The following is a 21,043-nucleotide window of genomic DNA, read 5'->3' on the forward strand; positions in this document are numbered from 1 at the left end:
GTCGAGGAGCGGTGGGACAGTCGTTGGCGGTACCCGCCAGTAGGGGTGAGACCGGAATACGAGCGAAACGTGCCACGTGGCCCACGACCGGGGCGGATTGCCGTGCGGGGGAAGCTGAATACGTGAGAAAGGGCTACAACCCGATCTTGGACTCGCTGCCCGGCAGGTTACGCGAGGCGGAACAGGGTGCGGACGCCTCAGGTGGGCTGCCCCGCACAGGTCGACCCGGCCGTCCGGATCGGCGGGCGCCTGCCGGCCCTTCACCCACCTGTCGAGCGGCCTGAGGCCGCAGCCGTGTCTGCCTGGGTGAGGCCTGCGGCGACGATGTCGATGAGCAGGTCGAGGATCTTGGGGTAGTGGGCAGGGGCGCCGAGCCGTTCGCCGAACATCGGCACCAGCAGCACGCACTGCAGGACACCGATGATGACGGCGGGTTCGACGGCGACCAATTCGCCCTGAGCCCTGTGGGCGGCGACATACTCGACCAGAGCGGTGGCAGGGCTGTCGGACATGGCGGCGACCCGCTCGGGGTCCAGCTTGCGGGCCACGGCCTGCATCTCCTCCGGATGGGTCATCAGGCGGCGCCACAGCGGGTTGACGGCCAGTTCCTCGATGGTGGCGTGCAAGAAGCGGCGCAGCCCTTCGCGGGGGTCGTCGGTGCTCATCAACGCGCCGTCGATGACCCGGCGCTTGACCTCGCCCGCCTGCTGGAGCATCAGCTCCAGATACAGCGCCTCCTTGGAGTCGAAGAACACATAGAAGCTGCTCTTGGCCACTCCCGTGGGTGCCATCAGCTCCTCCAGGGAGGTCTTGCGCAGCCCTTGGCTGGTGAACAGCTTCTGCCCGGTCTCCAGCAGCAGGGCGGTGATACGGGTTTTTTCCTCGGCGGTGAACGCGGGCGGCATCGGAGGCAGTCCTTCCTTCAATCGAACGGATCATTCATATGGTTTCACGTGCCCGTGCGGACGCGGCCTCAGCGGCGGGCTCGGGCGCCTGGGTGGTGTCGGACTCTGCACGTAGCAGGGCGAAGGCGAGCACGGCGGCCGCTATCGACAAGGCCGCGCCGATCGCCATGCCGACGGACATCGACCCGGTGAAGGCCGCCCGCGCGGCGGTGATGAGGTGCGGGCCGTCGGCGGCGACCGCGCCGACCAGGGATTCCCGAACGGTGGCAGGCGCTTGCGTCGGCAGCCGGCTCAGATATCCGGCGGTCAGGGCGCTGCCCAGCACGGCGACGCCCAGCGCGTTGCCTGCCTGGGAGATGGTGCTGTTCATGGCCGAGCCGGCGCCGGCTTCCTCGGGAGGTATCGCGCACATCAGCGCGGTGACCGCAGCGGGGGTGGCCAGCCCGGCGCCCATGCCCATGATCACCAGCGCCGCGCCGAGCAGCGGATAGCCGCTGTCGGGGGTCAGCGACCACGGCAGGGCGAAGCCGGCGGCCGTGACGAGCATGCCGGTCGTGACCATGGTCCGATTGCTGAAGCGGCGTCCCAGCGTCGCCCCGGCCATGTTGAACGCCGCCGAGGACGCGGCGAACGGCAGCAGCGCCAGGCCTGCCCGCAGCACCCCGTAGCCCGCCACGAGCTGGACGTACTGGGTGAGGGCCAGCATCATGCCCGCCGCCGCGAACGCCAGCAGCATCACCGAGAAGGTGCCGCCCGTGAAGTTCCGTTTGCGAAAGATGCGCAGCGGCAGCATCGGAGTCGGCGTACGCAGCTCCCAGAGCACGAAGGCGGCCATCACCACGAGCCCGAACACCAGCACGCCGGTGGGGGCCAGGCCGCCCCAGCCGTGCTCCGACGTGGCGGTGATCGCGTACACCACGGCTACCATCCCCACGGTGCACAGCACCGCGCCGAGCGCGTCGGTACGGCCGGCCACGCCGGTGGACTCGGGCATCAGCCATGCCGCAGCGGCGATCGCGACGGCGGCGACGGGCACGTTGACCAGGAACACCGAGCCCCACCAGAAGTGATCCAGCAGGAAGCCGCCCAGCGACGGCCCGATCAGGATGCCGGTCAGCGACACGGTGCTCCAGGCGGCGATGGCCTTGCGCCGCTCGCCGGCGTCGAACACGGTGACCAGGATGGACATGGTGGTCGGCATGACCAGGGATCCGCCGAGCTCGCTCATCAGCGAGGGGATGGCCAGGTTGAGGATGGTGTTGTCGATCACCAGGACGAGCAGGCTCAGGCAGAGTGCTGCCAGGATCCACCAGCGGCGCGGATGCGCCGTCCCGGGGGTGTGCATGGCTGGTCTCTCATCTTCTTTCGGGTACGGCCTTCCGGTCGCGGGTGGGAGTTACTCGGCGTTGCCATCGGCGGCGGCCCGCCGCAGCCCTTCTTCGTAGATGGCGACGAAGCGGTCGATCTGCCACAGCTGGGAGATGAAGATCAGCGCCCAGCCGGAGACGGCCGGCCAGGCCTCGACGCGGACCAGGCCGTACACCATGATCACGGCGCCGAGGGCGGCCATGGCGATCAGCCATCGGAGTGCGGGCCGGTGCGCCTCGGCCGCCAGGGAGTGGTCGGCGGCGTACATCTTCTCGCCGTAGATGCCCTTCTCCGCCCAGCTGCGGGGCTCGTAGACCGGCTTGAACGCGTGCGGGTTGAGCCACATCCAGATCACGCCCGCCGCGATCGGGGCCAGTGCCCACCAGCCGAGCGCGTCGCGGAAGTAGATCGGCAGCAGGATCGGCGCCAGGCCGGCCATCCGTGTCCACACGCTCCAGGCGTTGGCGTGCCGCTTCCAGGAGTCGTCGTTGAGACCGAACGTCGCCGCGGCGGCCTGGGTGAGCTTCATGGTTGCTCCTTCAGAGGGGGACTGCCAGGAACCTCTCGGCCATGCATCCATAAAACCAGTCTGGAGATTTGTTTTCAACTCCATGTGTCTCGCCACCAGGTCGTGGTCGGGCAAGCCCTTCGGGGGGCGGCCGGTCGGGCCGCGCTGACCTGCGGCTAAGCCATTCCAGGAACCGGACAGAATCAGGGATTCTGGGTGGTCGGGACTACCTGGCGGCTGGGGTCACGCTCGGGAGGAGGACGCCGCAACCGCGTTACTCAGCGCTACTTTGGGGCTCATCGCAGCCACCCGAGCGTCAGGCCTTCAGCGGCCGCACAGGTCGTGCCGTACACCCCGAAGCCGACCCCGACGCCCTGACCATGCCGGCCTCTGTGGCATCGCCCCTCCTGGCCGCTTGGTCACCACGTGAGTGAAGCGAGCCCGCACCGCGCCGGGCGCGCGGTCCTCGGAGCGCTTGACATTGTTTGTATTACCAACCATTATCCATTATGAAGTTGTTGGTAATACAAATCAATGGCCCGGCCAGGGGCGACTCCGCAGCGATGGTGATCATCTGCGGCTTTGCCGGTCGACGCCGGTGGGTGAGCGACGGTCTCGTTCGCCCCTGATGCAAGGAGGAATCCCCATGCCCGCAATCCGGACCAAGGGTCGAGCGGCAGCCCTGGTCACCACGGCAGCGGCTTTGGCGTTCTGTACGTTCGTCAGCTCTTCGGCCCAGGCGGCCGCCCCGTCCGCAACACCGACCACCCGCTCCGCCACGTCAGGGATCCCGGCCTTGGTCGATCCCGCGGCCGATCTGGGACGGCACGCGCCCGGGCCCGAGCCGACCTGGTTCGACTCGATCTACTTCACCAGTTCGGTGAAGGCGAACGGTCAGGAGTTCGGTCTTCAGGTCCACACGCGCATCCTCCCGAACAGGGACGAGGCCGCGTACCGCTGGACGTTCTCGGTGATCAACAAGACCACCGGGTGGTACAAGGACTACGACGCGATGGTCAAGCCGAAGGACTATCGGTGGAGCGAGGGCAAGCTCGACATCAAGGCACCAGGGCTGAGCTGGGCGGGTGACTCCGTCCGCCAGTCGGTGCAGGTCGAGACGCCTTGGGGATCTCTCGATGTCCAGCTGGCGCCCACCGGCCCCGTCATGAACTACGCGTCGACCGGCGTTTTCAACCTGGCCGACGGCGTGCCGAACTACGAGTTCGCACTCCCGGAGATGCGGACGTCCGGAACGCTTGTCGTCGACGGCAAGAAGCACAAGGTCAGGGGCACCTCCTGGCTGGACAGGCAATGGGGTGAGATGCCGACGTCGCTGACCCGGTGGACGTGGATGAACCTCAGCATGCCAGATGGCGACAAGGTCGCCATCTGGGACACGATCGGCGCTGAATCCAAGGACAGCTGGGCGACAGTCCTCCATCCGGACGGCTCCTACGACGTGGTCGACGTCGAGCCGCTCGCGCAGGGCGCCTCCCGGCAGTGGACCAGTCCGGCCACCGGCCAGACCTATCCCACTCGTTGGCGCATCCGCATTCCCGCCCTGCACTCCGAGCTCGACGTGCGGGTCACCGGAAATCCGGACCAGGAGATCGAGACTCCCGACGGGAGCGGCTACCTGGAGGCCACAGCGGCTTTCACCGGTAAGTACAACGGCAAGAAGGTCCGTGGCGAGAACTACGTCGAGATGACCGGCGAGTGGAACTCCTGATCACCGGCGAAGTCATCCTCGCCTGACGCAATCCGACATCATCCCGGGATCGAACACTGGTCCCGGGGTGAACCATTGGGAGAAGACGGCCTCAGTCGGGGGAGTGCAGGGCAGCGTGCAGCAGTTGGACGAGTTGGTCGCGGTCTTGCGGGTTGAGCCGGTTTATCGCAGGTGCCAGTGCGTGTCGGACCTCGCCGTACACCTGCTCCGCCAGTTCCAGGCCGGCGGGAGTGAGGAACACATCGACGACGCGGCGGTCTTGGGGGTTTTTGCCCCTGGCCACCAGCCCTCGACGTTCGGCGCGGTCGATGAGGCCGGACAGGGTCGATTTGTCCAGGCCGAGGAACGCGGCGAGCTCGGTCATGCGCGGGCGGCGGTCGCGGAGGATGCCGAGGACCCGCAGTTGGGTGAGTGAGAGGTCGCGCTCGGCTCCGATGCGGGTGAGCACGCCCGCCACCTGGAAGGTGCTGCGGACGAAGGCATCCACGAGGGCGTCGGAAGTCATGTGCCCACGTTACCCGTCATGCTTCGCATTACGAACTACTGAGGGAATGCCGGCTCGCTCAGCGCGTCCCGCGTTCCTCCAGGGCTGTGCTCAGGCTGCGCAGGGCGTAGTAGACGCGGGACTTCACGGTGCCCTGGGGGACTCCCAGGGCGTTGGCCGCCTGCCGGGTGGCGCGGTCGGCGATGTAGGTGGCCTGGAGGGTTATGTGGATGAACCGCGGGCACGTGCCGCGGCGGGAGACGCGTCCGCCGCGTCCGAGCTGGCCAGGGTTCTGGACGAGCAGGGGCTGACGCATGAGTTGCGGGCACGGGCCGACGCCGGAGACCCGTACGCGGCCCGGCGCCTGGGCCGCATGCCCTAAAGGACGTTACTGGCTTATAGCAGACAGAATTGTATTCTGTCTCGTTCCCGGGACGGCGTCTTCCCAGTTCAGCGTAGTGGGACCGATGCAGGAGCCGATCCGGCCCCATGCCGGGTACGGCTATCCACAGCCGAAACCTCGGATTCCACCCCTACCGCCCTTGCTGCCCGGCTTGGACCGACAGGTTAAAGATCAAGCTTGGGCGCCGCCGATCGAAGCGGCCCCCAGTAGCGCCTTGATGTCACCGTAGAACGCCGGGCCGGGGGTGACTTGGAACGGGACCAGATTGAGCAGCACGTTCCTGGCGTGCGGGCGGTGCAGGTGCACGTGTACGGGCGCGTGCCCGGGATGGGCGGTGAGGATGTCCCGCAGTTCCCGGACGAGCCGCGCGTTGAGATGACCTTCCTGGATCGAGATCACCACGGGCTGTTGGGTGCCGGTCGTGGAGACGTCGAGCAGTGCGATCTCCTCGCCGTACACGCTGAGCGACTCGTCGCGCACATTGATCCGGCCCCGCAGCGAGATCACGCGGTCCTCGGCCAACCCCTCGCCGTACAACGCGTACGTCTTGGGGAAGATCAGGCACTCCACGGCGGCGTCGTGGTCCTCGACGGTAACGATCGCCCACGGATTGCCCTGCTTGGTGACCTTGCGTTGCAGGCCGGCGATGATGCCGCTGATCCTGACGGCGCCGTCCTGGCGGCCGGAGGCGAGCAGGTCGGCGATCGTGGTGTCGCGGTTGGCGTCCAGGACGCCTTCGGCACCGTCGAGGGGGTGGCTGGAGACATACAGGCCGAGCATTTCGCGTTCGAAGGCCAGCAGGGTGGGCCGGTCCCACTCTCCCTCCGGGACGGCGATCGAGAAGGCGCCGCTCTGGCCCGGCTCGCCGAACAGCGTGTCCTGGCCGTGGGCCTCGTTACGTTTGACGTCGATGACGGAGTCGATGGCCTGCTCGTGCACCCCCACCAGAGCCTTGCGGTGGTGTCCGAGCCCGTCGAACGCCCCGGCCTTGGCCAGCGACTCGATGACGCGCTTGTTGCAGACGACGGACGGGACCTTGGCCAGGAAGTCGTCGAAGCCGGTGTAGGGGCCTTTGGCGTCGCGGGTGGTGACGATGGCGTCCACGACGTTGGCGCCGACGTTGCGTACGGCGCCGAGGCCGAAGCGGATGTCGGAGCCGACGGCGGCGAAGTCGAGCTTGCTGGCGTTGACGTCGGGTGGCAGGACCTTGATGCCGAGGCGGCGGCAGTCGGACAGATAGACGGCCATCTTGTCCTTGTCATCGCCGACGGAGGTGAGCAAGGCGGCCAGGTATTCGCAGGGGTGGTTGGCCTTGAGGTAGGCCGTCCAGTAGGAGACGAGGCCGTATCCGGCGGTGTGCGACTTGTTGAATCCGTAGCCGCTGAAGGGCACGAGCACGTCCCAGACCGCCTTGATCGCCTCGTCGGCGAAGCCGTGGCCGCGCATGCCCGCCGAGAACCGGTCCCACTCGGCGTCTAGGACCTCTTTCTTCTTCTTGCCCATGGCTCTGCGCAGGAGGTCGGCGGCGCCGAGGGAGTAGCCGGCGAGTTGCTGGGCGATGGCCATGACCTGCTCTTGGAAGACGACCAGATGGTAGGTGTCACCGAGGATGGGTTCGAGGACCTCCTCAAGGTCGGGGTGGATCGGCTCGACCTGTTGTTTGCCGGTCTTTCTCAGGGCGTAGTTGGTGTGGGCGTTCATCTCCATGGGGCCGGGCCGGTAGAGCGCGTTCACGGCTGCGATGTCGGTGAACGTGGTGGGCTGCATGAGCCTGAGCAGGACGCGCATGCCGCCGCTGTCCAGTTGGAAGACGCCGAGCGTGTCGCCGCGAGCGAGCAGCTCGTACGTCGTGGCGTCGTCGAGCGGGACCTCGAAGATGTCGATGTCGATGCCCTTGTTGGCGCGGACGTTCGCGATCGCGTCGCCGATGACGGTGAGGTTGCGCAGGCCGAGGAAGTCCATCTTCAGCAGGCCCATGTCCTCGGCCTGGGTGAACGGGAAGCCGGTGATGACGGGGCCGCCGGCCTTGGGCTTGACCAGCGGGATCACGTCGATGAGCGGCTCGCTGGACAGGATCACGCCAGCGGCGTGGATGCCGGTGCCGCGGGTGAGGTTCTCGATGCCGGTCGCGGTGTCGATCACGCGTTTGACGTCGGGGTCCTGCTCGTACATCGTGCGCAGTTCGGCCGCCTCGCCGTGGCGGGGGTGGTTCTTGTCGTGGATGGCGGCGAGCGGGATCTCCTTGCCGCCGGCCGCGGCGGGGAACGCCTTGGTGATGCGGTCGCCCAGCGCGTACGGCAGGCCCAGCACTCGGCAGGAGTCCTTGACGGCGGCCTTGGCCTTGATGGTGTTGAACGTGACGATCTGGCAGACCCGGTCGTCGCCGTACTTGCGGGTGACGTAGTCGATCATCTCGTCCCGCCGCCGGTCGTCGAAGTCGAGGTCCACGTCCGGCATGGTGATGCGCTCGGGGTTGAGGAAGCGTTCGAAGATGAGCTTGTGCTCGATCGGATCGAGCTGGGTGATGCCCATGCAGTACGCGACCATCGACCCGGTGGCCGAGCCGCGCCCGGGGCCCAGGCCGATGCCGTGCTCACGGGCGTGGCGGCAGATGTCCGCCACCACCAGGAAGTAGCCGGGGAAGCCCATGGCGTCGATGACCGACAGCTCGTAGTCGATGCGGTCGAGCACCTCCCGCGGCGGGTCCCCGCCGTAGCGACGGCGGGCACCGGCGAGGGCCTCCGCGCGCAGCCAGCTCGACTCGGTCTCGCCTTCGGGGACGGGAAAGCGTGGCGTCAGGTCCCGGTGGGCGAACACCTCGCCGTAGTCGCCAACCCGTTCGGCGATCAGCAGCGTGTTGTCGCACGCGCCGGGCACCTCGGCGTCCCACAGCGCGCGCATCTCGCCGGCGGGCTTGACGTAGTAGCCGCTGCCGCTGAAGCGGAAGCGGTCGGCGTCGGCGAGCCGCTTGCCAGTGCCGACGCACAGCAGCGCGTCGTGCGCCCCGGCCTGGCGCTCGGTGACGTAGTGGGAGTCATTGGTGGCCAGGGGCGGCAGGCCGAGCCGCCTGCCCAGCCTCAGCAGGTCGGCGCGGACGCGGCGCTCGATGGCCAGGCCGTGGTCCATCAGCTCCAGGTAGTAGTTGCCGGCGCCGAAGAGGTCGCGGTAGCGGGCGGCGGTGGCTTCGGCCTGCTCATACTGGCCGAGGCGGAGCCGAGTCTGCACCTCGCCGGACGGGCAGCCGGTGGTGGCGATGATGCCGGCGCCGTGCTCGACGAGCAGCTCATCATCCATACGCGGATATTTCTGGACGTGTCCTTCGAGCCAGGCCCGGGACTGGAGGCGGAACAGGTTCCGCAGGCCGTCGGCGTCGGCCGCCCACATCGTCATGTGCGTGTACAGGCCGCGCCCGGAGACGTCGCCGCCCTCACCGGTGTCGTCATTGGAGCGGCGCAGCGCCAGGTTGTCGCTGTAGTACACCGACTGGCGGTGGTGGCGGGAAACAGGGGCGACGTACGCCTCGATGCCGATGATCGGCTTGACGCCGGCCTTGCGCGCGGACCGGTAGAACTCGTACGCCCCGTGCACGTTGCCGTGGTCACTCATCGCCACGGCGGGCATGCCCTGCCGGGACACCTCGTCCATCAGCAGTCCGACTTTCGCGGCGCCGTCAAGCATGCTGTATTCGGTGTGCACGTGCAGATGGACGAAGGATCCCACCGGTGGATCACCCTCCTGGTTGTAGGCTCTGTGACGGCCCGCGCAATTCGACCCGAGGGTAGGTGGGGTTGTCCAACAATCGACACGCCGATATGCCACAACCACCGGTTGTGGAAGGTGAGGCGGATCTGGATCTCGGCGCGGTCCGCGCGTTCGTCACCGTCATCGAGGAGCGGTACTTCAGCGAGGCCGCGGCCCAGCTGGGGATCAGCCAGCAGGCGGTGTCCAAGCGGATCGCGAAGCTGGAGTCCGACCTAGGCCTGAGGCTGCTGTCCCGCTCCCGCAACGGCGCCGAGCCAACCGAGGACGGCCGGGCGTTCCTGCCCCACGCCCGTGCCCTGATCGGGATCGCCGACCAGGCGCGGGAGTCGCTGCGGGGGCGGTGCCGCGCGCTGCGAGTGGATCTCATCGACACGCGGCTGCCCGCCACCGACCTCATCAGGGCTTTCCACAGCGCGAACGAGGGCGTGGACGTCGAACTCGTCACCTCCAACGGGCTCAGGACCGCCCGCGTCGCGCTCGAACGCGGGTCGGTGGACGCTGCCTTCTGCCGCGTGACCGGCCCTCTGGACGAACTCGGCAGCGTGCCCGCCTTCCTGGAGCCGGTGCATCTGCTCGTCAGCCGTGGCCATCCGCTCGCCGGCCGGACATCGGTGCGGACGGCGGAGCTGTCGGGGTCGGTGGTGTGGATGCCGGGCAACGTGCCGGGCAGCGAATGGGAGGAGTTCTACCGCCTGCTCGGCACCGCGTTCGGCATCGAGATCGACACCTCGGGGCCCGACTTCGGCTGGCATCATTTCGTGGCCGACGTCGCCGCCGGCCGGGGGGTGAGCTTCGTCGGCGAGACGATGCGCCTGCCCTGGCATCCGGACACCGTGCAGATCCCGCTCGTGGACCCCGCGCCCGTCTATCCGTCCTCGCTGCTGTTCCACCAGCGCAACCGCCATCCGGTGCTGGAGGCTCTCATCCGCTTCGTCGCGGAGCGGCGCCCGCTTTTCGATCCGGACCGTCAGTGGCTGCCCGAGCCCGACCGGGCCGATCGTTAAAGCGGCCCACGTCCGCGCAGGTGATCGAGCGCACGGCTACGGACCGGGCGGAGGAGTGGCTGCTCGGGTCCGTACTGGCCCAGCTGGGGCGCAGGGCAGCGGAGTTGCTGGACTTCACCCCACAGACGCGGGGCACGCAGCCGGACCCATGGGCCCAGGCCCGTTTCCTCAGCCGCTCAGCCCCAGCCGACCTCGTGACGACCACGGGGTTGAGGAACCGGCGGACAGCGGTTATCGCTGGGAACGATCACGGTGCTGCCGAGAGTCGAACCGCGCCAAGGACCAGGCCACACCGGCCGTGCACGCCATGTACTGCACGACGGAGGCACACGCTCTGGCAAGTCTCGGCGATCGGTGCGTGTGCCTGAAGGCGCTCCGAGAGGTCGAGGCGTCGTTCGTCAAAGTGGGAACGGCGCAGGAGCCGGAATGGAATCGGCTGGTCCAGTAAGATCAGCGGCATGTCCGGTGCTTCGTGCGCGGCCGCTTCTGCCGCAGTGACGAGGACGCTCCGCTAGCGGCGGGGCGTTCGTCTCACCTCCCATTGAACGTTCCACCGCTTCGTGATCGGACCGGAGCGGCATGTTCATGCTGCTCAGAACTTTCTGAGCAACGGAGCACTCGGTGTTCTCAGGCATTCCTTCTTCGCGTCGGGATGGATCGTCCCCGGCGCGCGCGTGGCTGATGTTGTACTGCATGGCCATGCTGCAGTTCCTCATCACGGTCGACGTGACCGTGGTCAACGTCGCCCTGCCCTCGATCGGCGCCGACTTCGGTGCCGACGATCACGCGCTGACCTGGGTCGTGGTCGGATACACGATCACCGGGGGCGGCCTGCTGATGCTCGGCGGCCGACTGGGGGACGTGCTCGGCAGGCGCCGCATCCTCCTGCTCGGCACAACGCTCTTCGGCGCGGCGTCTGTGCTGGCCGGGCTCGCGCCGTCCCTCGCCCTGCTGGTGGCGGCCCGGCTGCTGCAGGGTGCCGGTGAAGCGATCGCGCTTCCGGCGGCGATGGCGGTGATCGTGCTCATGTTTCCCGAGGGATCACGCAGGTCGCGGGCGCTGAGCGTGTGGGCGGCCGTCGCAAGCTGTGGCCTCGTCCTGGGGTTCGCTGTCTCCGGGGTCATCACCGAGTTGCTGGGCTGGCGGTGGATCTTCCTGGTGTCTGTGCCTTTCATCCTGATGGTGCTCGCCGCTGTGGCCTTTCTCATGCCAGGTGAACGGCCTGCCGAACGCACACCGCTGGACCTTCCCGGGGCGCTTTTGCTGACTGCGGTCCCGCTGCTGTTCGCCTTCGGGGTCGCCGAGGCAGGAGGGGCGAACGGCACGCTGCCATGGCTGTCGCCGGTGGCGCTGGCCGGTGCGGTAACAGCCGGGGCTCTGTTCATCAGGGTCGAGCGCCGTTCGCAGAACCCACTGGTACCGCTGCGGTTCTTCCGCAACCGGCCGCGCGTCCTGGCCAACCTTGCCGCCGCTCTGCTGAGCGCGGCACTGTCCACCTCGTTCCTGCTGTTCGCCTACTACCTGCAGGAGCGTTTGGGTGCCGACCCGCTGCAGGCTGGTCTGATGATGCTGCCTCTGGCGGTGTCCCTGGCCGTGGCCTCGGTGCTGGTTCCCCGGCTGCTCGGCCGGTGGGGCGCGCAGGCCTGCGTCCTGACCGGCATCGGCTTGACCATGCTGGCCATGGTCGCCATCGCGCTGGTCTCCTACCTCGGGGCCACCGGTCTGGCAATGATTCCGGCCATGGTGCTCATTGCCGCCGGGATGGGGTTCGGGAACATCGGACTGCAGTACGTCGCGGTGACCGGCGTGACCGAAGACGACGCCGGCATCGCTTCCGGTGTCCAGCGAGCCGCCGACCAACTGGGCGGTTCCACCGGGATCACAACTTACATCGGCATCGGGTTCGCTCCCGCTTTGAACGGCACCGACCCGTTCCTCACCAGTAGTTTCCTGGCCATCGCCGGGCTCGCCGCGGCCGGATTCGCCGCCTGGCGGATCTCCATGCCCGTCGAGAGGATGGAGGAACCCCTCGGGTGACCCCGGACAGGGCTTCACCCATCTGGCAGTCCGGTCGGGCGCGGCCCTGGACAACCGGCCCACGATCATCATCGCCCAAGCACAGGGCCATGTGCCTGTCCTGCCACCGCCCCTCGTAGGACCAGGGATCTGAGGAACATCGGAACCGGATCGTGCGCTAAGCCCCGTCCGCGCAGGTCATCGCTGTGCAGTTTCGTGCTGCCCAGGGCAGCGCCTTCAAGATCCACCCATGGCCGGTATTACCCGTATCTCGGCTGGACCCGTTATCGGAAGTTCCGGACAACCCTCCGGACAATGAGCCCGGTGTCCGCCTCCGGCGGCGTTGACCACCAGATCAGGCGCCGCCGCCTGCGGCACCTTCGGCGGGCGCCTGGTCCAGGTCGGGGAACAGTTCCAGTTGCTCGCCGGCGGGCTCGGCGTGGGTGAGTTTGAGGCAGCGGCGGTAGGTGACCGGCCCACCGGTTGACGGCCGATCTGAGGTGGAAGGGGGTGACGGCGGCCGAGCCGGGTCGAGCTTGGACCGCATTCACCGCATGTGATTCATGGCCACCTCATTATCACTTGTAGTGATAGCGGTGCCGTGGTGCGTGGCATGACTAGGGCGGCGCGACCTGCGTGTCCCCCTGTGAAGCTCACCACCGAAAAGGACACAGGCATGACCTCTACGGCACCGGACGTGGTCCGACTCAAGATCGAACGGGCGTTTGACACCATGGACGCCAACAACGACGGCTACGTGGACTGGTCGGATTACCAGCAGCTCGTCGACCGCTACATCAGCGTCTTCCAGCTCGGCAGGAACGACCCCCGGGCCGGCGGAATCCAGGCCTTCTACCAGATGTACTGGCAGGAGCTGCTCCGGCACGCCGCCCCGAACGGGCAGAGGCTGACAAAGGACGCCTTCATCGAGGCCAACCGTCTCGCCAGCGTCGACACCAGTCGGCTCAACATCGTCGAAGGCTACGGCCATGCGGCCTTCGACTGCATCGATGTCAACGGTGACAACGAGATCAGCAAGGAGGAGTTCGAGACCTTCCTGCGGAAGGTCTGGAAGATCTCCCAGCCTGATGCGATCGAGACCTTCCACAAGCTGGACCTCGACGGGGACGGCCACATCTCGCGGCGGGAGTTCATCCGGGCGGCGCATGAGTACTTCTACTCCAACGACCCGAACGCGCCGGGCAGCCTCTTCTTCGGGCACCTCTGACCGCATCCGCTCCCCCCGGTGGGACGGGCACCGCTGACAGCAGGCAGTGTGCCGCCATGGCGGCACACTCACCCTCCCGCCCGGGGGAGCGGCCGCAGACCGTGCGGCATCTTCGATCGCCGGCACGAAAGCGCAGCGTCGCGCTCAGCGGCCGGCGAGCACCAGCCGAGCCCTGCCCAGGCGACCCAGCAAGACGTTTCTCCCACTGGTCAGCCGCGTAGCCAAGCCCTGCTCTGCCCCTGGCCGTAGCTTCGGGAGTCCTGGGCCTTGAAGGAGAGCGCCGTGCCGCTGCCGCAGATCCCGTTCGACAACCCGCAGGACAGGCGCGTCACATTCGCCGTGTCTGAGGGTTCACCTCTGCGAGCCTTGGCGATGGGATGGTGTGACCGATGGACGAGAACGAGTGGCTGGCCGCGCGCTTCGAGCAGCACCGACCCCGGCTGCGGGCGGTGGCCTATCGAATGCTCGGCTCGCTGGCTGACGCGGACGACGCTGTTCAGGATGCCTGGCCGCGGCTGAGCCGGTCCGACGCGGAGCAGATCGACAACCTCGACGGATGGTTGACCACCGTCGTCGCCCGAGAGTGCCTGCATATGTTGCGCTCCCGCCGACGCCGCCGGGAGGATCCTTTCGCCGCGCACCTGCCCGACCTGGTTGTCATCCCGGACGGGGGCCTCGACCCCGAGCAGGAGGCGTTGCTGGCCGACTCGGTGAGCTTGGCCCTGCTCGTCGTGCTCGACCAGCTCACTCCTGCTGAGCGATTGGCGTTCGTGCTGCACGACATGTTCGAACTGCCCTTCGAGGAGATCGTCGGCATCGCGGGCCGCACCCCGGTCGCCGCACGGCAACTCGCCAGCCGTGCACGGCGCCGGGTGCACAGTGCCGAGATCCCATCACCCGATCCGGATCTCGCGCGCCAGCGGCGGGTCGTCCGTGCCTTCTACGCGGCTGCGTGGACCGGCGACTTCGACGCCCTCGTCCAGGTCCTTGACCCCGACGTCGTCCTGCGCACCGAATTCGGCACCACGCGGCCGCCCACCGTCGTGCGCGGCGCGCCGGCCGTGGCCAAGCAGGCCCGCGCCCCACGCGGTGGCGAACTGCGCCCGGCCTTGGTCAACGGCGCGATCGGAGCGTTGATCACACGCGACGGGCGGCCATTGTCCGTCATGGCATTCACCGTCGCGGGCGACAAGATCGTCAGGATCGACGTTGTCCACGACCCCGACCGCGTCCACCACCTCGCGTCCACCGTCCTCGACCGGACGGAGTGAACAGGACGGTGAGTGCCGGGCCTGGTGCGCGTCGCGCATCAGGCCCGGCACAACGACTGGTACGGCTCGTCGGCGGGCCGCACGCGTGCGGGCCGCCTTGCGTACCTAACACTGTCGAGGATCCAGCAGATCGGTGGAAGGCCCCTTTGGGCGTCTCCATCTCGGCGCTCGGTGAGGTAAACGACGGTCGGCGCCGAGCAGGATGGCGAGCCCTATTTCGACGAGCTGGGGCCCGATGCCGCGTGATCGGGTGGCGCGGCATCAGGCCAGAGATTCGAGATATTTCTGGGTTTCCGGCTTCTTGAAGTACTGCGCCCAGCCCGCCGGCTGCGCGTTGAACCCGGGTTCGCGGGCGGTGTGGTCGGCACCATGCTCGACCAGCAGGCGCGCGATCGATGGCTCGCCCGCTGCCGCTGCATAGTGCAAGGCGGTGGCGCCGGCGGCGGTGACACCGACGACGCCGAAGCCAAGATCGATCAGCAGCCGGACCGTTGACCAGTTGCGCGCCTCGGCCATCCGCGTAACCAAGTTCGCGTGCCGATCGCGCAGCCCGGGATCGGCGGCCAGCATCGACCGCATCGTCGCTTCGTCGGCAGCCTCGGCGGCTTCTACGAACTGCATTGTGTCCTCCTCGTGTGGTTGCACTCGTACCTATGAGCCCAGACGACGAGCCGATGTGACAGGGGTGTAACGCCATTCGGGAAAGTCGACACCCCGCAGAACCGGCCCGCCACAGCCGACTTGCGCCGATACCGCCATTACCTGGGAAAGCGCCTCGGATAGCGGCTGGTGATAGCTCCCTTACCGACAGGCCGAGCTAGGTCAACATGGACAAAGACGAGACCGCCGACTAGCGCAGGACCCTCGCGGACCTGGAAGCCGCCGCCACCACTTTCCGCCGCAACCGTGAACCTCGTCAGCTGACCGGGGGCTCTACCAGCCGTCCCACGACCACCGCATCAGAACGGCCAGTCACGATAAGAGGCGTCCGCCGGGCTCCTTATCGTGACTGGCCGTTCGGTTGCTGCTCAAGCCCCGCGCTGACCATGCTCGAGCACGCCGAACGGCATCCCTGGTCCGGATGACGCCCCTCGAGGTCGCCAGCGGCGCGGAATTCCCGGAGCCCCTTCAGGCCCTCCGCTCCCGGAGATGTCCCCAGCCCCAAAGTAGGTCTTCGTGCCGATAGGGCGTTGGCCGCAGGTGAGCCAGATGCCTGCTGTCGTCTGGCTGGATCCACGTTCAAGCTGATCAAGCATCGAGCCCCGGTGCCCCGTTGATCGGGCTGCCGGGGCTCGGTCCGTCCGGTCAGGGTGCTGACGGGCCGCACCCGCATCCGCCGTCGGCCGGGGCGCCGACGGCGACGGCCGCCTGTGCGGCGGTGTCGGTGGTGCAGCAGGCCTGCGGGGTGCTCTCAGCGCTCTTGCCGAGGTTGTCGGCGTCAGCCTTCACCGTGTAGACCTCCCACGGCTCGGCGCCGGGCCCGGTCACCCACACCTTGTCCTGCAGGGCGTAGCAGCAGGAGGTGTCGTTCTCCTCGAACGTCGCCAGCCCGGCCTCGGCCAGGCGGGTGGTCGCGGCGGCGACCTCGGCGGTGGTGGCGACCTCTACCCCGAGGTGGTCCAGGCGGGTAGCCTCGCCGGCTGCGCCCTCGATGAGGACGAGCTTGAGCGGCGGCTCGGCGATCGCGAAGTTCGCGTACCCGTCGCGGATCTTGGCCGGTTCGGCGCCGAACAGCTTGGAGTAGAAGGCGATCGAGCCCTCCAGGTCGGCGACGCGCAGGGCGAGCTGGACACGGGACATGACGAGTCCCTCCTCACGATCAGACTGTTTCGACGGATGTCGATACAGCGGAGGTTGCCACGTTGATTCGATATCTGTCAACATAGAAGAATGTCGAAACAGCGCGGGTTGCCGGTCATCGGCCAAGACGAGAACGCCGAGTGCTGCGCGCCGATGGTCCGCGAGCCGCTCGGCGAGGCCGACGCCGTCGACCTGGCGAAGATGTTCAAGGCCCTCGCCGACCCGATCCGGCTGCGGCTGCTGTTCCTGATCGCCTCCCACGCCGGCGGCGAGGTGTGCGTGTGCGACCTGACCGGCCCGTTCGAGGTGTCCCAGCCGACCACCTCCCACCACCTGAAGGTGCTGCGCGAGGCCGGCCTGGTGGGGTCGGAGCGGCGCGGCACCTGGGTGTACTACTGGGTGCTTCCGCCCGCCCTGGAACGGCTGTCCGCCCTGCTCCAGACCCCCGAACCCGCCGAGACGGCCTCGGCGTGAGCGTCCCGCTCGCCCGCCGCACCGCCGCCGAAGCGCTCGGCACGGCCGTGCTGGTCGCGGTCGTCATCGGCTCCGGCATCCAGGCGACCGAGTTGACGCAGGATGTCGGCCTCCAGCTCCTGGCCAACTCCCTGGCCACGGTGTTCGGGCTCGGTATGCTGATCGTCCTGCTTGGCCCGGTATCGGGGGCGCACTTCAATCCGGCCGTCACCCTGGTCGCCTGGTGGTCCGGCCGCCGCACCGGCGACGGCCCAGCCCCCCGCGAGGCCGCCGCCTACATCGCCGCCCAAACCGTCGGAGCGGTCGGCGGCGCGGTCCTCGCGGACGCGATGTTCGACCAGCCCCTCATCAGGTGGTCGACGCACGATCGGTCCGCCCCGCACTTGTGGCTGAGCGAGGTCGTCGCCACTGCGGGCCTGATCTGGCTGATCGGCGGCCTGACGCGCACCCGCCGCACCGAGTTGGCGCCGGCCGCGGTCGCCGCCTACATCGGCGCCGCCTACTGGTTCACCGCCTCCACGAGTTTCGCCAACCCCGCCGTCACCCTCGGCCGCGCCTTCACCGACACCTTCGCCGGGATCGCGCCCGCCGGCGTCCCGGCGTTCGTCGCCGCCCAACTCGCTGGAGCCGCCCTCGGCGCCGGCCTACCGCCCTCACCTTCGGACGGCCTGCCCCCGCAGGGCCCGCCGTGCCGTCCCCCGCCCCCGCCGAGCAAGGAAGCGTCCTCACCCCATGACCATCCCGCCCGCCGCGGCGCCGTCGGTGCTGTTCGTGTGCGTCCACAACGCCGGACGCTCCCAGATGGCCGCCGCGTTCCTCACCCACCTGTCCGCCGGCACCGTTCAGGTCCGCTCCGCCGGATCCGCACCCGCCGACACCGTGAACCCTGCCGTCGTCGAAGCGATGCGCGAGGCCGGCGTCGACATCTCCGCCGAGGTGCCGAAGGTCCTCACCAGCGACGCCGTCCAGGCCTCCGACGTCGTCATCACCATAGGCTGCGGCGACGCCTGCCCGCTCTTCCCCGGCAAGCGCTACCTCGACTGGGTCCTGGAGGATCCCGCCGGGCAGGGCGTCGAGGCGGTCCGGCCGATCAGGGACGAGATCGAACGGCGGATCCGCGGTCTGCTCGCCGAACTCGGCGTCCCCGCCGCATGACCGGCACCCGCGCGAGGGCCGCCGGGGTGCGGATCGTACCGATGCTGCCCGACCACGCCGACCAGGTCCTGGCCATCTACCAGGCCGGGATCGACACCGGCGACGCCACCTTCGAGACCACCACCCCCACCTGGACCGAGTTCGACACCGCCAAGCTCCCCGATCACCGGCTCGTCGCGGTCGACTCCGACGGGCACGTGCTCGGCTGGGCCGCCGTCGTCGCCGTCTCCGACCGGTGCGCCTACGCCGGCGTCGTCGAGCACTCCGTCTACGTGAGCCCCGGCGCCCAGGGCCAGGGCGTCGGGCTGGCGCTGCTGACCTCGCTGCTGGACTCGACCGACGCCGCCGGGATCTGGACCGTCCAGTCCGGGATCTTCCCCGAGAACACCGCCAGCCTCGCCCTCCACGCCCGCGCCGGATTCCGGATCATCGGTACCCGGATGCGCATCGGCCGCCACCACGGCCGCTGGCGCGACGTCGTCCTCCTCGAACGCCGCAGCCCTGCCATCAGCTGAGCGGGGCCACCGGCCGTCCGCTCCCGAGCATGTCCTCAGCTACCGGATGGCTGATCCATGGGTCTCTCACCCTTTCAATCGGGATTAGAACTAATCCCCACACCCCGCGCAGGCTCCACAACGCGATCAAGACCTGCTTTGGGGCTGGGGACACGTTCGGGAGCGGAGGGCCGACTGGAACCTCACCGAGGTCATCACCAAACCGGTACACGACTACATCACCGCCCACGCGGCCGGCCTGCCCGCAGGGGCTGAGGCGATCTGGTCGATCTGGACGCTGACCGGGCCGATCCTGTGGCTGATCTGTTGGCTGACGAAGTCCTGGGGGGCGCGGCTGGCCTGGGTGCTGTACGGGGCCGGTACGGTCGCGATGGTCTACAGCGCAAGCCCGGCCAGTGGGCAGCTGCTGGCGGCCGGCGTCGCCGTCCTGTACTGGGCGGTGCTGTCGGTGTTCGCGTTGCGGGAGCTCGGCCATCGCCCCGTGGTGCATGTCCGCTCCGCCCCCGACGCCACCACCCCGCTGCAGCAGCTACGCCAGCAGCTGGATGAGCAGCTGAGCGAGATCCGCGCCCGAATAGGGCGTATGGAAGTGGTCAGCGATGAGCTGGCCGCGCGGTGGGCAGGCAGCAGAGACGACGAGGATTCCTAGTTCCTCAACCCCGGCGTTACAGGTCACTTCATTGGCTGATGCCCTGGTGGACGGCTGCTGCGGACACGCTCAGTCGAAGACCTCGGTGACTGCGGCCTTGAGCCGTCGGCCGTTGCTGTCGATGACGAGGTACCAATAGTCGTCGTAGGGCACCTCCAGGACGACGGGGCTGACATCAAAGAAGCCGCCGTAATACTCGTACTCGTCGCCGTCGAGATACCCCTGGTAGTGCTCACTGTCCATGAGGCACACTCTGGCGGTCGAGCCGCGCAGTTCTACCTCGAAGCAGGCGCCGCCTGCGCGAGATCCGAGATCCCAGTAGAGATGCTCCACACGTCATTAGTAACGCGTTACCCCCCGGGCAGGAAGCCTGGCGAGCCAAGGCCCTCCGCGACTTGGTGAGGTCAGCTTGGTGAGGTCCGCACCTGGCTGGAGCATGTGAAGGCGAGCAGGCAGCAGAGACGGCGGGGATTCCTGGATCGCCCCACGAGTGGCGACGGGCCCGCTCCGGGATCGGGGCGGGCCTGTGATCGTTCGGGGCTCTGCGTGGCTCTCAAGGCTCTACGGCGGGCACGGGAAGATCGTCGGCCTCGCGGCGGCCCTGAGTGGCCGCCTACGGTCCGCGGACCCGGTGGATCACGAGGGCCCCGATCATCGATCGGGGCCCTCTGGACGTACGGCAGCGCTCGTCACAGCGCCGTCTCCTCGATCTCGTCGAGGAGGGCGCGCAGCTCGGTGACGACGCGCTTCACTTCGTCGGGGTTCTCGGCCGCGGCGCTCCGGACAAGGTCGCGCCTGGCGACGCGCTGAAGAATGGTGCGCAGCCGGGCCGGCCTCCGCGGCGAAGGTCTCGGTGGCGGTGACCTCCACCCGTTCCGGCAGATCCCGACCGTCGGCAGACCTGGCCAGGCAGGCGCGGATCTGCTCGACAGCCTCAGCCGGGTCGAACCGATCAGCTGACAGAGTACTCACCGCACCCTTGAGGACAGCGGCGGTGACCCGCACCCCCGTCCGCCTCGACGACGGCCTGGTAGACGGTCGTCGCGGCCTCTTCTCCGTGCCGGTTCGCCAGGGGGATCAGTTCGCGGACATGGCTTTCGTTGATGATCTTGTCCCCAATTGGGGACAAGATCTCTGCCAGAGGCCATGCCTGGATCAGCCGGTAAGCCCTGCGAGGTCTTCATCTGCCGGCGGTCTTACGTACTCCTCGAACATGCCGTGCGTGCCCCGATACAGCCGGGCATCACGGATGACCTGCAATGCCTTGTCTGCGGCCCAAAACGCGATGCGCAAACTGTCGAGTGCGGCCTCGCAGGCCGCCAGGTCGTCGCGCTCGACGTCGATGTCGAGCCGGCACCGGGCCGCTACCGGGTACGGCTCACCGACGACGCCGACGGCCCGGGGACGGTGCTGACCGTGCCGGTTCCGACCACGGACGACGTCTTGTTCAGGATGTTCGACGGCTTTCGCTGACGCGTCGTGGGGCCGGCCTCCGCTGCCAGCGGGGGAGCGACCACCGGCTGCGGGAGGTCGGGGGCGGCGGGGAGCCGGTAGGGCTCCATCGGGCCGCGGCGGAGCTCGTTCATCAGCGGGGCCGGTTGCCGGTCAGCTCGGTCAGGCGGGCGCGGGCGTCGGCCAGGACGTCCAGGGGCGCCGCGTCTGTGGATGGCCTTGCCCAGGCTGGGGCCGGATTGCGATCGGCATGGCTACCGGCGCGCCGACCTGCGGAGATGTCGTTCGGTTGACCTGACAGAGCCCACTTCTGTTTGGTC

21 protein-coding genes and 1 pseudogene are annotated in these 21,043 nt (G+C 68.4%); 11 read left to right on the top strand and 11 right to left on the bottom strand.

Annotated elements, in window-relative coordinates; genetic code table 11:
* Positions 1–260: 260 nt before the first annotated feature.
* From ACWDS7_RS20595 to ACWDS7_RS20605, 3 genes are read right to left on the bottom strand one after another with little or no spacing between them, the layout of a single operon-like run.
* Entirely contained in the window at positions 261–905 is a 645-nt protein-coding gene (locus ACWDS7_RS20595) for a TetR/AcrR family transcriptional regulator (protein ID WP_451930561.1), read from the bottom strand.
* 34 nt (positions 906–939) lie between these two features.
* On the bottom strand, positions 940–2,250 hold the full coding sequence (locus ACWDS7_RS20600; protein ID WP_451930562.1) for an MFS transporter: 1,311 nt from the start codon (positions 2,248–2,250) through the stop codon (positions 940–942).
* A 51-nt stretch (positions 2,251–2,301) separates the two neighbouring features.
* Entirely contained in the window at positions 2,302–2,802 is a 501-nt protein-coding gene (locus ACWDS7_RS20605) for a DUF6653 family protein (RefSeq protein WP_451930563.1), read from the bottom strand.
* Between the two features lie 775 nt (positions 2,803–3,577).
* Here ACWDS7_RS20605 and ACWDS7_RS20610 point away from each other — a divergent pair.
* Entirely contained in the window at positions 3,578–4,510 is a 933-nt protein-coding gene (locus tag ACWDS7_RS20610; protein ID WP_451930564.1) for a lipocalin family protein, read from the top strand.
* A 91-nt stretch (positions 4,511–4,601) separates the two neighbouring features.
* On the opposite strand, the gene ACWDS7_RS20615 is transcribed toward ACWDS7_RS20610, so the two are convergent.
* From ACWDS7_RS20615 to dnaE, 3 genes are all read right to left on the bottom strand, one after another.
* The gene (locus ACWDS7_RS20615) at positions 4,602–5,015 is read right to left on the bottom strand and encodes a MarR family winged helix-turn-helix transcriptional regulator (protein WP_451930565.1); all 414 of its coding nucleotides are present in this window, start codon (positions 5,013–5,015) and stop codon (positions 4,602–4,604) included.
* A 58-nt stretch (positions 5,016–5,073) separates the two neighbouring features.
* Complete coding sequence (locus tag ACWDS7_RS20620; protein WP_451930566.1) at positions 5,074–5,310, bottom strand: hypothetical protein; 237 nt, start codon at positions 5,308–5,310, stop codon at positions 5,074–5,076.
* A 258-nt stretch (positions 5,311–5,568) separates the two neighbouring features.
* Positions 5,569–9,117, bottom strand: coding sequence for a DNA polymerase III subunit alpha (gene dnaE / locus ACWDS7_RS20625; RefSeq protein WP_451930567.1), 3,549 nt, complete (start codon positions 9,115–9,117; stop codon positions 5,569–5,571).
* Positions 9,118–9,227: 110 nt separating this feature from the next.
* Here dnaE and ACWDS7_RS20630 point away from each other — a divergent pair, with 110 nt between their 5' ends.
* Positions 9,228–10,163 carry a LysR family transcriptional regulator gene (locus ACWDS7_RS20630; RefSeq protein WP_451930568.1) on the top strand — a complete coding sequence of 312 codons (936 nt, stop codon included), beginning with the start codon at positions 9,228–9,230 and terminating at the stop codon, positions 10,161–10,163.
* 693 nt (positions 10,164–10,856) lie between these two features.
* Positions 10,857–12,200, top strand: coding sequence for an MFS transporter (locus ACWDS7_RS20635; RefSeq protein WP_451930569.1), 1,344 nt, complete (start codon positions 10,857–10,859; stop codon positions 12,198–12,200).
* A 334-nt stretch (positions 12,201–12,534) separates the two neighbouring features.
* Here ACWDS7_RS20635 and ACWDS7_RS20640 read toward each other — a convergent pair whose 3' ends face one another.
* Entirely contained in the window at positions 12,535–12,726 is a 192-nt protein-coding gene (locus ACWDS7_RS20640; RefSeq protein ID WP_451930570.1) for a hypothetical protein, read from the bottom strand.
* 129 nt (positions 12,727–12,855) lie between these two features.
* Between ACWDS7_RS20640 and ACWDS7_RS20645 the strand changes: the two genes are divergently transcribed.
* Together ACWDS7_RS20645 and ACWDS7_RS20650 are read left to right on the top strand one after the other, a co-directional pair.
* Positions 12,856–13,407 carry an EF-hand domain-containing protein gene (locus ACWDS7_RS20645; RefSeq protein ID WP_451930571.1) on the top strand — a complete coding sequence of 184 codons (552 nt, stop codon included), beginning with the start codon at positions 12,856–12,858 and terminating at the stop codon, positions 13,405–13,407.
* Positions 13,408–13,796: 389 nt separating this feature from the next.
* The gene (locus ACWDS7_RS20650) at positions 13,797–14,678 is read left to right on the top strand and encodes a sigma-70 family RNA polymerase sigma factor (RefSeq protein ID WP_451930572.1); all 882 of its coding nucleotides are present in this window, start codon (positions 13,797–13,799) and stop codon (positions 14,676–14,678) included.
* Positions 14,679–14,939: 261 nt separating this feature from the next.
* On the opposite strand, the gene ACWDS7_RS20655 is transcribed toward ACWDS7_RS20650, so the two are convergent.
* On the bottom strand, positions 14,940–15,299 hold the full coding sequence (locus tag ACWDS7_RS20655) for an ankyrin repeat domain-containing protein (RefSeq protein WP_451930573.1): 360 nt from the start codon (positions 15,297–15,299) through the stop codon (positions 14,940–14,942).
* A gap of 684 nt (positions 15,300–15,983) precedes the next feature.
* A complete protein-coding gene (locus ACWDS7_RS20660; RefSeq protein WP_451930574.1) occupies positions 15,984–16,478 on the bottom strand; it encodes an ArsI/CadI family heavy metal resistance metalloenzyme in 495 nt (164 codons plus the stop codon).
* 90 nt (positions 16,479–16,568) lie between these two features.
* On the opposite strand from ACWDS7_RS20660, the gene ACWDS7_RS20665 reads away from it, so the two are divergent.
* From ACWDS7_RS20665 to ACWDS7_RS20685, 5 genes and pseudogenes are all read left to right on the top strand, one after another.
* On the top strand, positions 16,569–16,952 hold the full coding sequence (locus ACWDS7_RS20665) for a metalloregulator ArsR/SmtB family transcription factor (RefSeq protein ID WP_451930575.1): 384 nt from the start codon (positions 16,569–16,571) through the stop codon (positions 16,950–16,952).
* Positions 16,949–17,443 (top strand): annotated as a pseudogene (locus tag ACWDS7_RS20670) (aquaporin); the annotation flags it as partial. The gene ACWDS7_RS20665 and the pseudogene ACWDS7_RS20670, both read left to right, overlap by 4 nt.
* Positions 17,444–17,684: 241 nt before the next feature.
* Positions 17,685–18,107 (top strand): arsenate reductase ArsC, encoded by a 423-nt coding sequence (locus ACWDS7_RS20675; protein ID WP_451930584.1) that lies wholly within the window; start codon positions 17,685–17,687, stop codon positions 18,105–18,107.
* Complete coding sequence (locus tag ACWDS7_RS20680; protein ID WP_451930585.1) at positions 18,104–18,622, top strand: N-acetyltransferase family protein; 519 nt, start codon at positions 18,104–18,106, stop codon at positions 18,620–18,622. The genes ACWDS7_RS20675 and ACWDS7_RS20680 overlap by 4 nt, the downstream gene beginning before the upstream one ends.
* A gap of 370 nt (positions 18,623–18,992) precedes the next feature.
* Positions 18,993–19,271, top strand: a complete 279-nt coding sequence (locus ACWDS7_RS20685) for a hypothetical protein (RefSeq protein WP_451930576.1) — start codon at positions 18,993–18,995, stop codon at positions 19,269–19,271.
* 69 nt (positions 19,272–19,340) lie between these two features.
* Here the strand turns inward: ACWDS7_RS20685 and ACWDS7_RS20690 are convergent, their stop codons facing one another.
* Entirely contained in the window at positions 19,341–19,604 is a 264-nt protein-coding gene (locus tag ACWDS7_RS20690) for a DUF1883 domain-containing protein (protein ID WP_451930577.1), read from the bottom strand.
* 885 nt (positions 19,605–20,489) lie between these two features.
* Here ACWDS7_RS20690 and ACWDS7_RS20695 point away from each other — a divergent pair.
* The gene (locus ACWDS7_RS20695; protein WP_451930578.1) at positions 20,490–20,744 is read left to right on the top strand and encodes a hypothetical protein; all 255 of its coding nucleotides are present in this window, start codon (positions 20,490–20,492) and stop codon (positions 20,742–20,744) included.
* A gap of 112 nt (positions 20,745–20,856) precedes the next feature.
* Here the strand turns inward: ACWDS7_RS20695 and ACWDS7_RS20700 are convergent.
* On the bottom strand, positions 20,857–21,043 hold a 187-nt coding region (locus ACWDS7_RS20700), incomplete at its 5' end, for a hypothetical protein (RefSeq protein WP_451930579.1).

The sequence above is a fragment of the Streptosporangium sp. NPDC003464 genome (assembly GCF_053588315.1).